This window comes from Streptacidiphilus sp. EB103A (assembly GCF_041261405.1).
In the GTDB taxonomy this organism is placed as follows: domain Bacteria; phylum Actinomycetota; class Actinomycetes; order Streptomycetales; family Streptomycetaceae; genus Streptacidiphilus.
In genome coordinates, this window is the sequence record NZ_JBGCAQ010000015.1 from 74,758 (window position 1) to 94,267 (window position 19,510).

Genomic DNA, 19,510 nt, shown 5'->3' on the forward strand with positions numbered 1-19,510 from the left:
ACACCCGTTGCTCACTGAACGTGTACAAGTCGTCACCTGATCATCATGAACGTTGATATGCGAAATGCGGCGATGTGACACGAGTTGCCCCCGGGGCTCCTGAAGTGCGCCCGCCCTCGTTATGAGAGTCCACTTGCATGAAATGGCGAGAGCTGCCTATACTCATGAAAGTCAGCTCTCGCGAACACGACGACAAGGACTCCGCATCATGAGCACTCCTGCTTCCACCCCCGCCGGCACCACCCGGACCGTCGACCTGCCCGGCGGCGTGTCCGTGACCGTCGCCGAGTTCGGCGCCAACACCGACGGCAGCGCCGTCCTGCTGCTGCACGGCGGCGCCGGACCGCGGACCATGGCCGGCCTGGGCGCCGCCCTGTCCGAGCACGTGTACGTGGTCGCCCCGACCCACCCCGGCTTCGACGGCACCCCCCGCCCGGAGGGGTTCGACACCGTCGCCGACCTGGCGGTGGCCTACCTGGACCTGCTGGACACCCTGGACCTGTCCGGCGTCATGGTGATCGGCAACTCGGTCGGCGGCTGGATCGCGGCCGAGATGGCGCTGCGCGACACCCGCGGCCGGCTCGGCGCGCTGGTGCTGCTCAACGCGGTGGGCATCCACGCCCACATGAAGGAGAACGAGGTCCGCGACGTCCGGGTGATGGCCCCGGCCGAGATGACCAAGCTTTCCTTCCACAACCCGGCCTTCCGTCCGGACTTCTCCACCTTCAGCGACGAGCAGCGGGCCGCCTCGGCCGCCAACCAGCAGACCCTGGCCACCTACGCCGGTGAGGCGTTCAGCTACGACCCCAAGCTGCGCGGCCGGCTGCACCGGGTCACCCTGCCGGTGCTGGTGGTCTGGGGCGAGCAGGACGGCATCGCACTGCCGGTCTACGGCCGCGGCTACGCCAAGTCCTTCCCCAACGGCCACTTCACCCCGATAGCCGAGGCCGCCCACTTCCCGCAGATCGAGCAGTTGGGCGCCACCCTCGGCGCCATCGGCGACTTCGTCGACACCGTCGTCAAGCCGGACCGGAACGCCTGATCACGGGGGCTCGGCCCGTGGCGACACTCATGATCGACTCCTTTGTGAGAGCATGCTCTCACGAATCGGCGCTGGCCGGAGGACGAGAGGTGGACCGATGACATCGCAGAGCATGTCCCAGAACATGTCGCAGAGCACAGCTGGCCGTGCCAACCAGAAACTGCGCACCCGGACCGCGATCGTCCAGGCCGCGGCCGAACTCAGCCGCACCGGACGGGAGGTGACGATGCCCGAGGTCGCCAGGACGGCCCTGGTCTCCGAGGCCACCGCCTACCGCTACTTCCCCGACCTGGTCAGCCTGCTGCAGGAGGCCATCGCCGGTCAGCTCCCCAGCGCCGCCGAGGCGCTGGAACCGGTCGCCGACTCGGTGGACCCGGTGGAACGCGTCGCCGCCGCGACGGAGTTCCTGCTGCGGCACGTCCTGGCCCGGCAGGGCGTGGTCCGCGCCATGATCGCGGCCACGGTGGTCCGGCCCGGCGGGGCGTCCGCCCGGCCGGGCCTGCGCTTCGGCCTGATCGACCATGCGCTGTCGCCGTTGGACGGCACCCTCGGCGCCGCCGACCCCGCCGCGCTGACCCAGCTCAAACGCGATCTGGCCGTCGTGGTCAGCGCCGAGGCCCTGTTCGTCCTGACCGACCTGCAGGGACTCGACCCCGAGGCCGCCGTCGCCAGCCTGGTGCACACCGCCACGACCCTGACCCGGGCCGCGCTGCCCTGAGCCACACCGCTCGGACCGGCGGCGGACGGACCGGCGGCGCAGGCCGAAAACCAAAACGAAGGGGACCGTCACATGAGCATGGCCTACCTGGCAGAGCCCGACCAGCAGCAGAAACTCGAATGGCTCGACGGGGGAGTCTTCTCGGTACTCCTGGACAGCGCGGCCACCGACGGGCAGTTGACGGTCGGCCGATTCACCGTCAGCAAGGGCGAGGCCCCGCCGTACCACATGCACACGCGTGAGGACGAGGTCTTCATGCTCATCAAGGGCAGCGCGCTGCTGTGGTCCGACGACCAGGAGATGGAGCTGTCCGAGGGAGGCATCGTCTACCTCCCCAGGAACGTCCCGCACGGCTACCGGATCACCTCGGACACCGCCGACCTGCTGATGATCTGTACCCCTGGCGGGATCGAGGGCATGTTCCGCCACGCCGGACGCGATCTGGCGACCCCGCGCCCGGAGGACTTCACGATCTCGCTGGACCGCATGGCCGAAGCCGCCGACCTGTACGGCCAGATCATCGTCGGCCCGCCGCGCTGACCACCGCGCCGGCCCGGCTGGCACCTGCTCGCACCTGCCTGAACTTCCCCTGCCTGAAAGGCGCCTCTCCATGACCCGGCTACAACGCCAGACCCTGGACGAACTCCTGCGGCACGCCCCCCTCGACATCGGCGGCGACGTCGTCGAACAGCGCGCCGTCTTCCACGAGATGATCGCGTCGATACCGCTGCCCGCCGATGTCTCGGTCACCCCGGGCGAGCTCGGCGGCGTGCCCGTCCTCACCGTCGAGACACCGGGGAACGACCCGTCGGCCGTACTGCTGTACTTCCACGGCGGGGCCTACGCCATCGGCTCGGCGGCGGACGGGGCCGGGCTGGCCGCCGACGTCGCCAGGCGGGTCGGCGCCAGGGCCGTCTGCGTCGAGTACCGGCTCGCCCCCGAGCACCCGTTCCCCGCGGCGGTGGACGACGCCGTGGCCGCGTACCGTGCGCTGCTCGACGACGGCGTCCCGAGCTCCAGGATCGCCTTCGTCGGCGAGTCCGCGGGCGGCGGCCTGGTCGTCGCCACGCTGGTCGCGGTGAAGGACGCCGGCCTGCCGCAACCGGCGTCGGCCGCGGTCTTCTCCCCCTGGACCGACCTCACCCTCTCCGGCGGCAGCCTGGTCGGCAAGGCGGATGTCGATCCCGCGCTCACCGCGGCCGGCCTGCGCACCCGCGCCCGCGACTACCTGGGCGATACCGACCCCGCGGCGCCGCTGGCCAGCCCGGTGTTCGCGGATCTGACCGGTCTGCCGCCGCTGCTGGTCCAGGTCGGCTCGCACGAGATCCTGCTCGACGACGCCATCCGGCTGGCGGCCCGTGCCGCCGAGCACGACGTGTGGGTCGAGCTCCAGGTCTGGCCGCAGCTACCGCATGTGTTCCAGTCCTTCGCCGCCGTGCTGGACGAGGCCGACGCCGCCCTCGACGCCGCCGCGGCCTTCACCCGGGCGCAGTGGGTCGCCGCTGGTGCGGAGGTCCAGGCCCAGGGGGTTTCGTAACAGCGCAGATCCCTGAGCGAACTCCGGCGTCCACCCGGTCGGATGATCTGAAAGGATCTCACCGTGACACGACGTTGGAGCCGGCTGCTCGCCGGGGCCGCCGCAGGCGGACTACTGGTGCTGCTCGTGCCGGAAACCGGGACCGCGGCGGGGGCGGTGACCGGGGCGGCGGCGGGCGGGGACATCACCGCCGCCGTCCTGGCCGGTCAGGACGTGGTCCTGACCGGTGACTCGGTGGTCACCGTGCCGTCGGGCACCCACACCTACAACGGGGTGATCAGCGGCCAGGGCACGCTGCGGGTGACCGGGACCGGCACCCTGGTCCTCACCAGGAACAGCACCTTCACCCTGCCGGCATCCCGGCAGCACCAGAAGGTCGCCGTCCTCGGCGGCAACCACCCGTACAGCGTGGTCAGCGATCCCGACGCACCAGCGGTGACGGTCGACCGGGGCGCCACGCTCCAGTACGGCACCGGCGGAACCACCGGCCTGATCGGCAGCTTCCCCTACAACACCCCCGGCTACCAGCAGAACCAGGACAACATCAGGGTCGACGGCACCCTTCGGCTGTCCCTCACCGGCGGCTACGACATCGGCATCATCAGCGGCACCGGACTGGTGGCCCAGCCGACCAACATGTGGGGCACCTTCCAGATCGCCGGTACCAACCCCTTCTCCGGGGTGATCTACAACGGCACCGGCGTCGCCTTCGGCGCCACCGTCTACCCGGCCGCGCTCCCCGACGCGCGCACCATCGTCAACCAGGGCTCCTGGATCATCGACACCCCGCTCGGACAGACCATCACCCAGCGGCAGGTCTTCTACAACCAGGCCTACGGCAGCGACATCAACGTCCACTCCCGGCCGGGCAGCAAGGTCGTGCTGACCGGTTACTACAGCTGGAGCGACTCGGGATCGGACACCGCCCCCTCGCTCAGCGACCCCGCCCTCAACTGGCAGCCGGTCGCGCACGGCAGCAATGTGCGCGGGACCAACATCGAAGGCGCCAACGTGCAATGGGGCGACGGCACGACCCATGCCATCTTCATGCCCGGCACCGCGCAGACGGTCTACATCAACCTGCACGCCGCCAAGGACCAGCGCGCTCTGCTCACCTTCGACTACGACGGCCCGGTGACCCTGGGCGCGCCGATCGGCGGCGGCAAGTACCACGACACCCTGTCCGCTCCCGGCCAGGGCGACATCGTCATCGCCGGGACCAGCGGCAACGACGTCACCTTCGCCGCGACCCAGTACTACGACGGCTCGACCACGATCCAGCGGAACGCGGTGCTGCGCCTGGGCTCCGGTGCGGCCGGTGGTGACGGCGGCCTCTACACCGGGGGCGCGCTCTACCGGGTGGTCGACGACGGCTCGCTGGTCGCCGCCAATGTCAACAGGGCCCTCTCCCTGTCGAGGATCAGCGGCACCGGCTCCTTCACCCAGAACGGCGCTGCCACTACGACCTTCACCGGCTCGGTCGGCTACACCGGCGCCACCACCGTCGCCAAGGGCACCCTCGCGCTGATCGGCGCCGGCCTCGCGTCCAGCAGCGGCGTCGCGCTCACCTCCGCCGGTGCGGTGCTGGACCTCCATGCGGCGGCGGGCAGCAGTCAGAGCCTGCAGGCACTCAGCGCGGTGGCGGGCTCGAAGATCCGGATCGCGGACGGGGCTGTGCTACAGGTGGGAGGGCAGAAGGCCGAGTTGACGGGTGCCCAGGTCGTCATAGCGGGGACGCGGTTCTCGGTCCAGCACGGCGGCGGGACGACCACGCTCACGGCCAATGGCCCGGCCACGCCCACCACCAGTGCCAAGGCCAGTGTGTCCGGGTCTGCTACGGCCGGGGTCGCGTCGGAGGCGACTGGCGGGGGTGGCAGCGCTGTCGCCGGGGCTGCCGCCGGCAGCGGCCTCAGCGCCTGGCAGACCTCCGGCGCGGCGGCGGCGTTGCTGTGTGCGGCGGCCCTCGCCTACGCCTTCGCGCGCTCCCGCCGGTCGCGCCGGGCGCGCCGGCCGCGTCCGGCTGGGCGGCACTCGCGCTAGCTTGGCCTGACGTGTCGTCACAGCTCTGGCAAGACCTGCACGATGGCCTTTCCGGTGTTCTCCCCGCGCAGCATCCCGAGGAAGGCCCCGACCACCCGGTCGAACCCCTGGGTCACCGTCTCCGACGGCACCACCAGGCCGGACCTCAGGTGCGGGACCAGAAAGGCCTCCAGTTCGGAGCGGGCATCCAGGTGGTGCCGCACCAGGAAGCCCTGGAGGCGCAGGCTCTTGTGCACCACGTCGTAGAGGTTGCGGGGCGCCGCCGGCGGTCGATGCGCCGAGTTGTATTACGACGGCTTCGCGCTCTCCCTGGTCGCCAAGGGCATCGGCACAGCGATCATGCCGTGGACCGCCCTGCTCGGACGCCCGCCCGGGATCGCCCTCACCGACCTGGGCCCGAACCCGCCGACCCGCACCGTCGGCTTCGTCACCACGCCGGACCTGGCCGACAGCCTCGCCGTCCGCGCCCTGATCCGCGAGCTGCGCTCCGCACCCCTCCCCGACGGCCTGCGCCCGCTGGGCCCGTCGCGCGGGCGGACGGCCTGAGGGGCATCAGCCTGAGGGCATCAGCCAGAGGCGGGTCAGCGGCTGCGCAGCCATTCGGCGAGGCGGCCCGCAGCCGCGTCGGTGACGCGACCCAACTGCTGTGCGGTCCGCAGGAGTTCCTCCTGGAGTTCAGCGCGCCCGGTGGTGCCGGGTGCGGCGGGCTCGTTCGGTGCGGGTGCGGGTGCGGGTGCGGGTGCGGGTGCGGGTGCCGGTGCGGGTGCCGGTGCCGGTGGTAGTGGGACGGGTACCGGCGCGGCGCGCACGGGGGTGCCGCGGTATCCGATCGGGCCTTCGTTGACCCGCTGGTAGAAGCCGACGAAACCGGAGCCGTCACTCTGCAGCGATATCGAACCGCCGTTGGTCCGCTGGTCACGCCAGGTGATGCGCTCCATGGGCACCCCGCCGTGGTCCACCAGCAGGTGCAGGTCGCCGGATTGGTGCCAGCGTCCGCCCCAGCCCTCCTCGGTCCTGAAGTGGTGCACAGGGGCGCCGGACGTCCCGTCGGGATAGGCCCAACGCCCGGACAGCCGGCCGCGGAACTCGGCGATCGTGCCGTCCGCGTCCCGGTGGTGACCGAGGAAGTCGGTCATCGCGGACTGGAAACTCGCCGCGCCCTCGGCCCCGTCGGTGCTCCGCCAGGAGAGCTGCGACGGCAGGGCGTACTCGCCGCGTTCGACGTAGAGGCGCAGTTCGGGACCGGGCACCCAGTCCCCCGTGCCGGCGGGCAGCCGTTCGGTGCGGAAGGCGAAGACCGCGTGCTCGGCGGCCTTGGCGCCCATCGCCCGCTCGGAGCGGTCCCGGTCGTAGACCGAGTCGAGGGTGATCCGGTAGAGCCAGAGCATGGTTCCGGACTTCTGAGAGCTGTGCACCGTCACGGTGTTGGTGCCGGGGTGCAGCATCTCGCCGGGCACCGCGTACGACAGGGCCTGCGGCAGGTCGCCGCCCCCGGGGATGGTCAGGGCGTCGACCAGGGTCCGACCGTTGACCACGATGTCCATCGGCGCGAATCCGGGGGAGGGGCCGAGCTTGGACGTCAGCGCCGTCACCTTGAACGTCGCCTCGATGATCTCCTCGTCCGGCGCGATCTCGAAGGCCAGTTCGGCGCTCCCGTCGGCTCCGAGCTTGAGATGGTCCCCGCCGAACACGCAGCCCGGGGTCTGCACCACCCCGTTGCCGAGCAGCGGCGGGGACGCCGAGAAGTCGGCGAAAGTCGGTTCCATGAGGTGCTCCTGACGAACAGTCGGATCGGTGGATCAGTCAGCCTGGCCATTGCGTCGGTGATCCTAACGCCGGCCACTGACAGCGTTGCCGGGTGCTGAACAGTCCGTCGGATTGGCGTGTGGTCGGCGCCGCGCGCCCGGGGCGTGCGGATTTTGCAGGCCGCGAGCCCCCTGGGGGTCCGGGCGAGTGGTCGGAGGCGGCCACATGGGCGGCGCGGCAAGGGAAAACGGTTGTGGGGCGAACTGTTGGCCGTTCGGGGGTCAGGGCTCCCATGTCACGCGTATGGGGGAATTGGTCGGTGACTGTTGGATATTTGTCGACTCACTGGGTCAGTCTTGCGGAGCGACGTCGCAGTCCCGGAACGCCCCGTCTGGCCATGGGTCGCTCCACTTGCACTTCGGCTTCCACCACTTGTACCTGGAGGAATTGATGTCCCGTATCCGTATCGCCCTCGCCGCCGCCCCGGTCGCCCTCGCCCTGCTCCTGGCCGGTGCCGGCGCCGCCTCCGCGGACAACGGCTCTTTCGCGAGCGGCCACTCCAACAGCAGCATCGTGTCCGACTCCGGCAGCGGCAACCTCAGCGGATGGGTGGACGGGAACTCCAACTGGACCCAGCAGACCGCGACCGGCTCGGGTGCGTCCAACGCCAACAACACCCTGGGCGTGAAGGGCAACTCCGGTGCGGTGTACAGCAGCCAGTCCAACAGCAATGTGCGCATCTTCTTCTAGTCGTCGTGCGCTGAACTGAGCGGTGCGACAGTCAGCCCCGGGGCCGGTCCCACGCCCCGGGGCTGACTGCTGGCTTGACGCATGCACGTTATCTGACGCACAGTCAGATTCGTGACCGACACCTTCCAGGCCTACACGGGACGCCCCGCCGCCGTGGGCGGACGAGCGCTGGATCCCGTCAACGCCCCCATGATCCGCCACTGGTGCGAGGCCATGGGCGACGCGAACACCGCCTACACCGGTCCGCACGCGGTCGCCCCGCCGGCCATGCTCCAGTCCTGGACGATGGCGGGACTCGGGGACCCGCGAGTCTCGGGGGGTTCGCGGGGTTCGGGGGGTTCGGGGAGCGCGGCGACCGGTCGCAGCGAGGCCTATGACGAGCTCCTCGGGACGCTGGACGCCCACGGCTTCACCTCGGTCGTCGCCACCGACTGCGAGCAGGAGTACCTGCGGCCGCTGCGCCCCGGCCAACGGGTGCTCTACGACTCCGAGATCGAATCTGTCTCCGGGGAGAAGACAACTGCCCTGGGCGTAGGACGCTTCGTCACCACCCGTACCGATCTTCGGGCGTACGACGAGGCGGCGGGGGAGAAACCGGAGGAGGCGGCGCCGGTCGCCACCCACCGCTTCCGCATCCTGAAGTTCCGCCCTGCGGGGAAAGTTGCGGGGCCGGAGGTTGTGGGGGCGGACGGCCCGGCGCTGCGTCCCCGTCCGATCGTCAACCGGGACAACGCCGGCTTCTGGGCCGGGGTCGCCGAGGGCGAGCTGCGCTTCCAGCGGTGCACCGATTGCGCCACCCCCCGTTTCCCGTGGCTGCCCGGATGCAACGCCTGCGGCTCGGACGGATGGACGCCGGAGGCCGCGTGCGGCGTGGGCACGGTCTACTCGTACGTGATCGTGCACCACCCCCTGCCTGCCGCCTTCCGAGGCCAGAGTCCGTACGCGGTGGCCCTGGTCGAACTGGAGGAGGGCGTGCGCGTGGTCAGCAACGTCCTCGGTCTGCCGGCCGCCGAGGTCCGGATCGGACTCCCGGTCCGGCTCGACTTCGAGCGCTGCGACGAGGAGTTGACCCTGCCGGTGTTCCGCCCCGCCGGGGCTGACCACCTCCCGCCGCTGCGCATCCCGGTGACCCGCACCCTCATCGTGGCCGGAGCCATCGCCTCCCGTGACTACCAGGACGTGCACCACGACGCCGAACTCGCCCACGCCAAGGGCGCCCCGGACATCTTCATGAACATCCTGACGAGCAACGGCCTGGTCGGTCGCTACGTCACCGACTGGGCCGGACCGCGTGCCCGGCTGACCGGCATCTCCATCCGCCTGGGGGTCCCCGCCTACCCCGGCGACGAACTCACCTTCACCGGGCGGGTCACCGAGCGCGACGGCCCCCGGCTCACCCTCGCCGTCACCGGCCGCACCCGGCGCGGCGCCCACGCCACCGCCACCGTGCGGCTCACCCTGGGTGATCACACTGTGGAGGACCAGCCATGAGCCTGCACCGAGCCGACACCCTCGGCGGCCGCGCGGCCATCGCCGGCATCGGCGCGACCGAGTTCTCCAAGGACTCGGGACGCAGCGAGCTGAAACTCGCCGTCGAGGCCGTGCACGCCGCCCTGGACGACGCCGGGCTCTGTCCACAGGATGTGGACGGACTCGTCACTTTCACCATGGACACCAACCCGGAGATCACCGTCGCCCAGGCGGCCGGCATCGGCGAGCTGAGCTTCTTCTCGCGGATCCACTACGGCGGGGGCGCCGCCTGCGCCACCGTCCAGCAGGCGGCCCTGGCCGTCGCGACCGGCATCGCCGAGGTGGTGGTCTGCTACCGAGCCTTCAACGAACGGTCGCAACACCGCTTCGGAGCAGGGCTGACGTCACGTCAGGCATCGGCCGAGGGCGCGGCGATGGGCTGGACCATGCCCTACGGGCTGCTCACCCCCGCCTCCTGGGTGGCCCTGCACGCCCAGCGCTACCTGCACACCTACGGGTTGAGCCCGGACGCCTTCGCTCCGGTGGCCGTCGCGGACCGGTTCCATGCCGCCACCAACCCGGCCGCGTACTTCTACGGACGGCCGATCACCCTGGAGGACCACGCCGCCTCCCGCTGGATCGTCGAGCCCCTGCGGCTGCTCGACTGCTGCCAGGAGACCGACGGCGGCCAGGCCCTCGTGGTCACCACCCCCGAGCGCGCCCGCGACCTCCGCCACATCCCCGCGGTCATCACCGCCGCCGCCCAGGGCGCGGGCCGCAACCAGGAGGCGATGACCAGCTTCTACCGCGACGGCCTCACCGGCCTCCCGGAGATGGGCGTCGTCGCCCGTCAGCTCTGGCGCACCAGCGGCCTGACCCCGGCCGACATCGACACGGCTGTCCTCTACGACCACTTCACACCGTTCGTGCTGATGCAGTTGGAGGAGTTCGGCTTCTGCGGCCCAGGCGAGGGAGCCGACTTCGCCGCAGGCGGCAGGCTCCAACTCGGCGGCGGCGGCCTCCCGGTCAACACCCACGGCGGGCAACTGGGCGAGGCCTACCTGCACGGCATGAACGGCATCGCCGAGGCAGTCCGCCAGGTGCGCGGCACCGCCGCCAACCAGATCGAGGGCGGCGCGGAACGAGTCCTGGTGACGGCCGGAACGGGCGTCCCGACGTCGGGGCTGGTGCTGGGGCGGGGGTGAGGGGTGGCTTTGGTGGGCGGGGGAGGCGGGGTGGCGGCGCCGCCGGGAGGCGGGGCGGGGTGCGTTTCGCGGCCGAGCCCCCGTCCCGATGCCGTCTCTGACGTGCGCGGTTGCTCCCGCTGGCTGTCCGTCGCTTCCGTGGGGCACGCCGGTCGGTGCCGGGCTGGGGTGGCTCGGCTTCGCCTCGCGGCAACCACGAGGAGCGGGGGCGGTTGGCGGGGCGTGCGTTGCCGGGCGGCGCGCCGGTGCCGGGCCTGCAGAAACCTTTCCTCGGGCCGGATTGCCCGTGCTGGGGGGAGTTACAACCATGCTGGGGTGAATTACACCCATATATGGGTGCTACGCCCCCCAGCGTGGTTGTAACTCCCCCCAGGTAACCCGATTGGGGGACGCACTCGCCCCGCCCCGCGCCCCCGGTGAGCGCTCCGCGCCGGACCCGGGCCGCCCCCGGCCCAGTCGCGCATGGGGTATCCCCTGCACGAAGTGCTTGGGGAGGAAGCCGCATCTTTCCCGGCGCGAGCCCGGGAGGCGGCGCCTAATGCGCCTCACCACACGCTGCCGTTGCAAGCGTGAGGCGCCCCCGCTGCCCTCGGCGCGAATTCGGTTGACCGGCTGCCCCGTGCCTCGGAGGATGGTCGCTCGTGAGTAGCGACGACGACCGCGGGTATACCTGGCGACCCATCACCATCGAGGACACGGACGCCTGGCTTCGGTTGCACAACGTCATCGCCGAGGCGGACGCCACCGGTGACCACTGCAGTCGTGAGCATTTCAGCAGGATGTTCGAGTCGTCGTACATCGACTTCCCGCGGGGTTCCCTCGGCGTGTTCGCCAGGGGTGCCGAGGGTGCCCGGGGCGGGGAGATGGTGGCTTACTGCTTTCTGCGGGCGCGGACCGCGGCCGAGCCGGTGCACGAGTGCTTGCTGGAGGGCGGGATTCACCCGGAGCACCGGGGGTTCGGGCTCGGGACGCGCCTGCTCACGTGGGCGGCCGAGGCGAGCGTGCCGCTTCACGAGGAGCGGTTTCCGGGGGCTCCGCTGAGCCTCTGCGCCGGGCTGATCGGCGGCCATGCCGCCTCGGCGCAGCTGTTCGCGGATCAGGGCTACGAGCCGCGCCGTTGGTTCAACACCATGCGCATCGACCTGAGCCATGAGCTGCCCGAAGCGCCGCTCGCGGACGGGGTGACCGTACGGACGTTCACGCCGGAGCGTTCCGAGGACGCCCTGCGGATCCGCAACGAGTCCTTCCGCGATCACTGGGGTACGACCGAGAGCAGCCCCGAGCTCTGGGCGCAGGTCACCCGCGGTTCCGCGTTCCGGCCGGACTTCACCGTCGTCGCCTACGAGGGGGAGGAGCCGCTCGCGCTGGTGCTCTCGGAGGAGTTCGAGGCGTACCGGGAGGCAACCGGCAAGCGGGAGCTCCACATCGGGCTGGTCGGCACCCTGCGTGTCGCCCGCAAGCGGGGGCTGGCCTCGGCTCTGCTCACCCGGGTGCTGTCGCGGGCGCGGGCGGAGGGGTACGACACCGCCTCGCTCGGTGTGGACGCCGACTCGCCCACCGGTGCCGTCGGTCTGTACGAGCGCATCGGGTTCCGTTCCGAGCAGGTCTGGGTCGTGCAGATCAAGCCGGTCATCCCAGCGGCCTGAGCGCGTGCCGTTGGCCGCCGGGTCGTCGCCCGCCAGGGTCAGTCGCCTGCGCCCCGGCGGCCGGTCACGGTCGCACCCGCGCTGGCTCCGATCACGCAGGCGATGCCCAGCAGCTGGGCCCCGCCGAGGACCTGGCCCAGGACCACGAGCCCGACGAGCGCGCTGACGGCCGGTTCCAGGCTGGCTATGACGCTGAAGACCCGTTCCGGAAGCCGCCGTAGCGCGACCATCTCCAGCAGGTAGGGGATGACCGGGAACAGCATGGCTACCCCCGCTGCGGCGGCGAGCAGCAGCCAGGGGTCGGTGCTGCGGGTGAGGCCGTGCCAGGCCTGGGGGAGCCCGAAGGGAGCCAGGGCGAGGGCGGCGACAGTGAGGGACAGCGCCAGGCCGTCGAAGCCGTCGAACGCCTGCCCGACCCGTTGGGTGAGCAGGATGTAGCCGGCCAGGCAGGCCGCCGCGCCGAAGGCGCTGGCCAGGCCGTGCGGGTCGAGCGAGGTGGAGTGTGCGGCGCCGACCAGGGTGAGCAGGACGACCCCGGCTCCGGCCAGTACCGCCCAGAGCACATGGCCCAGCCGTCGGGAGAAGAGCAGGGCCACGGCCAGCGGTCCGAGGAACTCGATGGTCGCCGCCGTTCCCATGGGCAGCCGGTGCACGGCGTCGGCGAACAGCAGGGTCATCCCGGCCGAGGCGAGCCCCAGCAGCCCGGCCGACAGCAGGGCCCGGCGGGAGCGTCCGCGCAGCCGGGGCCGGGTCCAGAGGAGCAGGACCAGGGCGGCGGTGGTCATCCGGAGCGAGGTCGTGCCCGCGACGCCGAGGGTGCGGAACAGCGGGGTGGAGAAGGCGATGCCGGTCTGCACGGTGAGCATGGCGGCGAGACAGAAGAGCGGCGCCGGGATCGAGTCCAGGCGCCGCTGCGGGTTCGGGGTGCTGCCGCCACCAGGTGGTGACGATCCCTCAGCCGCCGGCGGCCGCCCCGTGGCTCGGGTCCAGCCGCCGTGCTCCTCGAGAGGTACGGCGGGCGGGGTGGGTGCGGCGGCAGAGAGGGACATGGGAGCAGTCTGACGTAAGGTCCGTTCGGGCGGCAAGCGCGTTACTGTGGCGTGGCTAATCGGGATATATCGGATATTCAGGTCACGATCGCGTGTGACTACTCTCCGAACGGCAGTTGATGCCGCCTCCGCTTCCGTGTCCTCCGTAGTCCTCAGCGCGATGCTCTCCCTCGGCTGTCTGGCATCCGTCTGCACCGGTGCCGTGGCGGACCCGGGCACCCAGGACGCCGGTCTGCAGCAGCGCGGCCTGGACGCACAGATCCAGTCGCTGGCACCGATCCAGCTCTCCGACCTGGAGGCCGTCGCGATGCCGGACCTCACCGCACAGGACCTCGCCGCACCGGACCTCGCCTCGCTGAGCGACGACGCCGTCATGGCGGCACGCCTCGCTGCCCCGGACGCCGCCCTCGCCTCCGCCCCCGACGCCGTCCGGAACCGGAGGGTGTTCCGGGGCCAGGCCTTCGACACCTGTGTCGCCCCCGGCCTCGGCGCTCTCCGCACCTGGAAGCGCAGCTCCCCCTACGGCGCCCTCGGCGTCTACATCGGCGGCCGGAACCGCGCCTGCGCCCAGCCGCAGCTCAGCGCGGACTGGACCCGGTCGGCGACGTCCATGGGGTGGAGTCTGCTGCCGCTCTACGTCGGCCTGCAGGCCCCCTGCCTCAACAGCGGCAGCTCCGCCACCATGAACCCGGGCAACGCCGCGGGCCAGGGCACCGCCGAGGGCCGGGACGCGGTGAACCGTGCCAGGGCCCTGGCCATCCGTCCCGGCAGCCCGCTCTACCTGGACATGGAGTCCTACGCGCGCGGCAGCGACAGCTGCACCCTGACGGTGCTTCAGTACACCGCCGCCTGGTCCCACGCGGTTCGCGCGGCCGGCTATCTGTCCGGCTTCTACAGCAGCTCCGACAGCGGCGTCGCCGACCTCTCCTGGGCCGTGGGCCGACGCCGTGTGCCCGAGCTGCCCGACATCGTCTGGTACGCCCGCTGGGACGGCCGGAACGACACCAGCGGCTACGGCGCGCTGGGCTCCGGCCAGTGGGGGTCCCACCAGCGGGTGCACCAGTTCGTCGGCAACACCAGTGAGTGCCACGGCGGCGTCCGGATCCACATCGACCGCGACGCCGTGGACGGACCGGTCGCCGTGGTGCGCTGACCGTGCTCTCCGTGCTGACAAAGCGGCTGGTGAGCGACACAATCACCAGTCATACGCACCTACTGAGTGGTAGGCAGTGCGCACGGTCAAGGAGGACCCAGGTGCTCAGCACGATGCAGGACGTCCCGCTCACCATCGGCCGCATCCTCGCCCACGGGGCGACCTTCCACGGCCGTTCCACCGTGGCCACCTGGGACGGCGAGAAGGCCGTCGCCAGCAGCTTCGCCGAGATCGGCGCCCGCGCCGCGCAGCTCGCCAACGCCCTGCGCGACGAGCTGGGAGTCACCGGCGACCAGCGGGTGGCCACCCTGATGTGGAACAACACCGAGCACCAGGAGGCGTACCTCGCCGTCCCCTCCATGGGCGCCGTGCTGCACACCCTCAACCTGCGGTTGCCCCCGCAGCAGCTGGCCTTCATCATCAACCACGCCGCCGACCACACCGTCATCGCCAACTGCAGCGTGCTGCCGCTGCTCGCCCCGCTGCTGCCGCAGCTGAACCCGACGCTGCGTCAAATCGTGGTCGTCGGTGAGGGCGACCTGGCGCCGCTGGACGGCTTCACCGGCGGAGTGCACCGCTACGAGGAGCTGATCGCGGACCGTTCGACGGTCTTCCCCCACCCCGCCGAGCTGGACGAACGCACCGCCGGCGCGCTCTGCTACACCTCCGGCACCACCGGGGACCCCAAGGGCGTCGCCTACTCGCACCGCTCCATGTACCTGCACTCCATGCAGGTGCTCTCGTCCGAGAGCTTCGGTCTGACCAGCGCCGACAAGGTGCTGCCGGTCGTCCCGATGTTCCACGTCAACGCCTGGGGCATCCCGTACGCCGCCTTCATGGCGGGGACCTCTCTGCTGATGCCCGACCGCTTCCTGCAGCCGCAGCCGCTCGCCGCGATGATCACCGCCGAGCGCCCCACCTTCAGCGCCGCCGTCCCCACCATCTGGACCGGCCTGCTGGACGAGCTGGACGCCCACCCCGGAACGTACGACACCAGCACCCTCAGCCGGGTCGTCATCGGCGGCTCCGCCTGCCCGCCCGCGCTGATGAAGGCCTTCGAGGAGCGCTACGGCATCAATGTCATCCATGCCTGGGGCATGACCGAGACCTCCCCGCTCGGCAGCGTCTCCCACCCGCCGGCCGGGCTCGGCCCCGAGGAGACCTGGCGCTACCGGCTCGCCCAGGGCCGTTTCCCCGCCTCGGTCGAGCCGCGCCTGATCGGCCCGGACGGCACGGCCCTGCCGCACGACGGCGAGTCGGCCGGCGAGCTCGAAGTGCGCGGCCCGTGGATCGCCGCCGCGTACTACGGCGGCGATGGCAAGCAGGCGGAGACCGGCGAGAAGTTCAGCGAGGACGGCTGGCTGCGTACCGGCGACGTCGGCACCATCAGCCCCGACGGCTTCCTCACCCTCACCGACCGGGCGAAGGACGTGATCAAGTCCGGCGGCGAGTGGATCTCCTCCGTCGAGCTGGAGAACCAGCTGATGGCGCACCCGGACGTGCTGGAGGCCGCCGTGGTCGCCGTACCCGACGAGAAGTGGGGCGAGCGGCCGCTGGCCACGGTGGTATTGCGGTCCGGGAGCGAGGTCGGCCTCGCCGAGCTGCGCGCCTTCCTCGCCGAACGGGTCGCGCACTGGCAGCTGCCGGAGCGCTGGTCGATCGTCGAGTCGGTGCCCAAGACCTCGGTCGGCAAGTTCGACAAGAAGGTGATCCGGAAGTCCTACGCGGAGGGCGCGCTGGACGTGACCACCCTGCGCAAGGGCGAGTAGCCACCACCTGGCCCGGTCCGGCTACGGCCCGAGGCTGCCGATCTTCCCCAGCAGGTCCACTATCCGGGCCTGCACCTCGGCACTGGTCGAGCGCTCCGCGAGGAACAGCACCGTCTCGCCGGAGCGCAGACCGGAGCTCTCCGCGGGCCCGTCCACCGAGGTGTAGACGACCAGCGGGGTGCGCTGCAGCTGGTTGCTGCCGCGCAGCCAGTCCACGATGCCGACCCGGCGGCGGCGGATCAGCATCAGATCCATGACCACCAGGTTCGGCTGGACGCTGCCGGCCTTCTCCACCGCGTCGTTCTCGCTCAGCGCGTGCACGACATGCATGCCGCGCCGTTCCAGCGTCGCGGTGAACGCCGCCGCGATGTCCGGGTCCTGCTCGACGAGCAGCACCCGGGGCGCATGCCGCTCGCTGTCGCGCGGCGCCAGGGCGCGCAGCAGCACGGCGGGGTCGGCGCCGTACGCCGCCTCCCGGGTCGCCTGACCAAGCCCGGCGGTCACCAGCACCGGCACATTGGCGTCCCCGGCCGCGGACCGCAGCGACTGCAGCGCGGTACGGGTGATCGGCCCGGTCAGCGGGTCCACGAACAGGGCGGCCGGGAACCCGGCGACCTGTCCCTCGACCTCCTCACGGGTACGGACGATGACGGGACGGTAGCCCCGGTCCTGCAGCGCCTGACGGGTCGAGGGGTCGGGCTCCGGCCACACCAGCAGGCGGCGCGGACGTCCGTCCGCCGCCGGGGCGACCATGGTCGGGTAGTCGGCCCCGGCGATGAACTCCAGCCGGCTCTCGGTACCGGCGGGCTCGTCCGCTCCCTGCTCGTGTCCGCCCTGCTCGCCGGTGTGGGCGGGAGCGGCTTCGAGCGCGCGCGAGTTCGGCGCCGGAGCCAGGGCGGCGCCGCTGCCGTTGCTGCCACCGCCGTCCGGGCCGAACCGGCCGCCGAACGGCGCCGCGGCGGGAACCGGCTGCAGCGCGGCCGGGCCGGAGGATGCCTGCGGCTGCTGCTGGGCCGGCGCCGGGGCCTGCGAGGGCACCGGCACCGGTGCGAGCTCCAGCGGCGCGGCGACCGGAGCGTTCTGGTTTGCGCCGTTCTGATTGGCGCGGCCTTCGTCCGCCCCCGGAGGCATGGCCAGGCGTCTCCGACGGCCGCCGTTGGACGCGGAAAGTTCGGCGACGGCGGCCGGAGCCGGGGTGTCGAGTCTGCTCCCGGCGGGCGGAAGGGCATGCTCAAGGCCGGGGTAGACGGGTCCGCCGATCAGCCCGGGGAACCCGTTGGTCCCCAGGCCCTGCGACTGATCTTGAGCCTGGGCCTGGGCCAGTCGTTGCTGCTGCTCGCGCTGCTCGCGCTGCTCCCGTTCGGCCTGTTCGACCTGCTGGGCCCGTTGGGCCTGCTGAGCCTCCGTCACCGCGCGCGGCGGGCGGACGACCTCGGGCGCGGGCAGGGCTCTGCGCCGTCGCGAGCGGTCTATCCCCTCGGCCGGAGTCTCCGACCGGGTGCCGGAGCCGCCCGCGGTGCCACCACCCGTGCTCCCCGTACCGCCCGTGCCGTTCTCCGATGGCCGCCCGGGCAGGCTCTCGTCACTGCGCCGCGCGGCCGGCAGTGCTGCGCCGACACCCGCCGCGGGTCCCGCCGCAGAACCGTCCAGGGGTCCGCCCATGCCGGGGAGCTCCGGCAGCATCGCGGTGTCGTTCTCCTTCGCCCGGTCCGCCGTCCGCGCCGCGGCGGCGGCACGCTCGGCCGCCTCCTGCGCGGTCGCCGGGTCCAGCGGAAGCTCCACCACATAGGTGCGGCCCTGCTTGCCCGGAAGTTCGTGGGACTGGAGCACGCCGCCGTGCCGCTCCACCATGCCCCGAGCTATCGGCAGATGGACCGGACTGCCGCCCGAGCTGGGCCCGCGCACCTCGATCCGCGCCACCGAGCCGCGCTGCGCGGCCGCTATCACCACGGTCGGACCCTGCGTCGGCGTCCCGGTCAGCCCGGAGGCCACACCGACGGCCATCCCGTACAGACCGGCGCCGCTCCCCGAGGAACTCTCCGGGGGGCTGTCCGCGGCCGAGGCCACATCGGCGATCAGATGTCCCAGGGCCTGTGCCAGCCGCTCCTGGTCGGCGATCACCTCGACCTCGGACGGGTGCACCGCGAACCGCACCCGGTCCTCGCCGACCAGCTCCGTCGCCGCCGCGACCGCACGCCGGACCACCTGGTCCAGGCCCACCGGACGGCGGTCCAGACTCTCCCGTCCGGCGTCCAGCGCCGCGTCGAAGCGCTGGTACGACAGCACCCCGTCGACCAGCCGCGAGGTACGCGAGATGTCGGCGGCCAGCCGCCGCAGCACCCAGTTGGCCTCCGGCCACAACTGGCCGGCCGGGTCCGCGGCCAGCTTCTCCAGGGTGGTCTGAAGCCGTGTCAGCGGGTCCTTCAGCTCCTCCTGCAGGACGGCGGTGAGGTGCTCGTGCCGCGCGGCCAGGGCCAGGTAGGCGCTGCGGTCGGTGAACGTCATCACCGCGCCGACCAGCTGCTCCCCGTCCCGTACCGGGGCCGTGGACAGCTCCACGTTCACCGGGCGGCCGTCCTTGCGCCACAGCACCGCCGTCCGCACCCGGTGCTTGCGGCCCGAGGCGAGGGTGTCCGCGAGCGGCGACTCCTCGGCGGGCAGCGGGGTGCCGTCCGCCTTGGAGTGCTGCACCAGCGGCAGCAGCTCCTCGCCGCCGAGCTCGCTGGCCCGGTAGCCGAGGATGTGCGCGGCGGCCGGATTGACCAGCACCACCCGGCCGTCGATGTCCACGCCGAGCACGCCCTCGGCGGCGGCGCGCAGGATCATCTCGGTCTGCTTGTGCTGGCGCCGCAGCTCGGCCTCGACCTCCATCCGGCCCGACAGGTCCCGCACCACGATCAGCAGCAGCTGCCGGTCGGCCGGCCGGCCACTGCCGCCACTCGCGCCGTAGCCGTAGCGGGACACACCGCCGTAGGAGTCGTAGGGGCCGTAGCCGTCCCTGCTGGTGTTCTCGCCCAGGCCGCCGCCCAGCAGGCCGTCGTCCTCGAACTCGTTGCCGGCCACCTCGACCGGGAAGACCGTCCCGTCGGTCCGCCGTGCCGGCATCCGCACCGGCGTGCCGTCGTCGTCCTCGGCACCGTCCTCACCGCGGGCGCGCGGGCGCATGGAGCCGGGGATGCGGCTCGGGTCGAACTCCGGGAGCAGATCGAGCACGCCCATGCCCACCAGCGAGGTCCCCGGCGTCTGCAGCGCACGCACGGCTGCGGCATTCGCGTCCACCACGGTGCCGTTGCTGTTCACCAGCAGCAGGGCATCCGGAAGCGCGTCGAGTATGGCTGCGAGGCGAGCAGTGCCTCGGGTCGGCCTGCTGCTCACAACGAGCCGT

General features: G+C 71.9%; 15 protein-coding genes and 1 pseudogene. 12 read left to right on the forward strand and 4 right to left on the reverse strand.

What is annotated here, in order from left to right; genetic code table 11:
- The first annotated feature begins 208 nt into the window (after positions 1-208).
- The 5 genes from ABH941_RS24435 to ABH941_RS24455 all read left to right on the forward strand — a co-directional run bounded on the left by ABH941_RS24435 (position 209) and on the right by ABH941_RS24455 (position 5,337).
- Complete coding sequence (locus ABH941_RS24435) at positions 209-1,042, forward strand: alpha/beta fold hydrolase (protein WP_370131610.1); 834 nt, start codon at positions 209-211, stop codon at positions 1,040-1,042.
- A 97-nt stretch (positions 1,043-1,139) separates the two neighbouring features.
- The gene (locus tag ABH941_RS24440) at positions 1,140-1,760 is read left to right on the forward strand and encodes a TetR/AcrR family transcriptional regulator (RefSeq protein ID WP_370131611.1); all 621 of its coding nucleotides are present in this window, start codon (positions 1,140-1,142) and stop codon (positions 1,758-1,760) included.
- A 72-nt stretch (positions 1,761-1,832) separates the two neighbouring features.
- The gene (locus tag ABH941_RS24445) at positions 1,833-2,300 is read left to right on the forward strand and encodes a cupin domain-containing protein (RefSeq protein WP_370131612.1); all 468 of its coding nucleotides are present in this window, start codon (positions 1,833-1,835) and stop codon (positions 2,298-2,300) included.
- 70 nt (positions 2,301-2,370) lie between these two features.
- Positions 2,371-3,297 (forward strand): alpha/beta hydrolase, encoded by a 927-nt coding sequence (locus ABH941_RS24450; protein WP_370131613.1) that lies wholly within the window; start codon positions 2,371-2,373, stop codon positions 3,295-3,297.
- A gap of 63 nt (positions 3,298-3,360) precedes the next feature.
- Positions 3,361-5,337, forward strand: coding sequence for an autotransporter-associated beta strand repeat-containing protein (locus ABH941_RS24455; protein WP_370131614.1), 1,977 nt, complete (start codon positions 3,361-3,363; stop codon positions 5,335-5,337).
- A gap of 17 nt (positions 5,338-5,354) precedes the next feature.
- Here ABH941_RS24455 and ABH941_RS24460 read toward each other — a convergent pair.
- Positions 5,355-5,624 (reverse strand): annotated as a pseudogene (locus tag ABH941_RS24460) (NADP-dependent oxidoreductase); the annotation flags it as partial.
- On the opposite strand from ABH941_RS24460, the gene ABH941_RS24465 reads away from it, so the two are divergent.
- A complete protein-coding gene (locus ABH941_RS24465) occupies positions 5,587-5,883 on the forward strand; it encodes a hypothetical protein (protein WP_370131615.1) in 297 nt (98 codons plus the stop codon). The pseudogene ABH941_RS24460 and the gene ABH941_RS24465 sit on opposite strands and share 38 nt — an antisense overlap.
- 35 nt (positions 5,884-5,918) lie before the next feature.
- Here ABH941_RS24465 and ABH941_RS24470 read toward each other — a convergent pair whose 3' ends face one another.
- Positions 5,919-7,103 (reverse strand): hypothetical protein, encoded by a 1,185-nt coding sequence (locus ABH941_RS24470; RefSeq protein ID WP_370131616.1) that lies wholly within the window; start codon positions 7,101-7,103, stop codon positions 5,919-5,921.
- A gap of 430 nt (positions 7,104-7,533) precedes the next feature.
- Here ABH941_RS24470 and ABH941_RS24475 point away from each other — a divergent pair, with 430 nt between their 5' ends.
- The 4 genes from ABH941_RS24475 (at position 7,534) to ABH941_RS24490 (ending at position 12,154) form a co-directional block, all read left to right on the forward strand.
- Positions 7,534-7,833: a hypothetical protein gene (locus tag ABH941_RS24475; protein ID WP_370131617.1), complete on the forward strand. Its 300-nt coding sequence runs from the start codon at positions 7,534-7,536 to the stop codon at positions 7,831-7,833.
- Positions 7,834-7,944: 111 nt separating this feature from the next.
- Entirely contained in the window at positions 7,945-9,324 is a 1,380-nt protein-coding gene (locus tag ABH941_RS24480; protein WP_370131618.1) for an OB-fold domain-containing protein, read from the forward strand.
- The gene (locus tag ABH941_RS24485) at positions 9,321-10,508 is read left to right on the forward strand and encodes a lipid-transfer protein (protein WP_370131619.1); all 1,188 of its coding nucleotides are present in this window, start codon (positions 9,321-9,323) and stop codon (positions 10,506-10,508) included. Before ABH941_RS24480 ends, ABH941_RS24485 begins: the two co-directional genes overlap by 4 nt.
- Positions 10,509-11,149: 641 nt before the next feature.
- On the forward strand, positions 11,150-12,154 hold the full coding sequence (locus ABH941_RS24490) for a GNAT family N-acetyltransferase (RefSeq protein ID WP_370131620.1): 1,005 nt from the start codon (positions 11,150-11,152) through the stop codon (positions 12,152-12,154).
- Positions 12,155-12,192: 38 nt separating this feature from the next.
- Here the strand turns inward: ABH941_RS24490 and ABH941_RS24495 are convergent, their stop codons facing one another.
- Entirely contained in the window at positions 12,193-13,203 is a 1,011-nt protein-coding gene (locus ABH941_RS24495; RefSeq protein ID WP_370131621.1) for a DMT family transporter, read from the reverse strand.
- A 136-nt stretch (positions 13,204-13,339) separates the two neighbouring features.
- Here ABH941_RS24495 and ABH941_RS24500 point away from each other — a divergent pair, with 136 nt between their 5' ends.
- Together ABH941_RS24500 and ABH941_RS24505 are read left to right on the forward strand one after the other, a co-directional pair.
- Entirely contained in the window at positions 13,340-14,356 is a 1,017-nt protein-coding gene (locus ABH941_RS24500; RefSeq protein WP_370131622.1) for a DUF1906 domain-containing protein, read from the forward strand.
- A gap of 101 nt (positions 14,357-14,457) precedes the next feature.
- A complete protein-coding gene (locus ABH941_RS24505; RefSeq protein ID WP_370131623.1) occupies positions 14,458-16,125 on the forward strand; it encodes a long-chain fatty acid--CoA ligase in 1,668 nt (555 codons plus the stop codon).
- Positions 16,126-16,146: 21 nt separating this feature from the next.
- Here ABH941_RS24505 and ABH941_RS24510 read toward each other — a convergent pair whose 3' ends face one another.
- Positions 16,147-19,500, reverse strand: a complete 3,354-nt coding sequence (locus ABH941_RS24510; protein ID WP_370131624.1) for a PAS domain-containing protein — start codon at positions 19,498-19,500, stop codon at positions 16,147-16,149.
- Between the last annotated feature and the right edge of the window lie 10 nt (positions 19,501-19,510).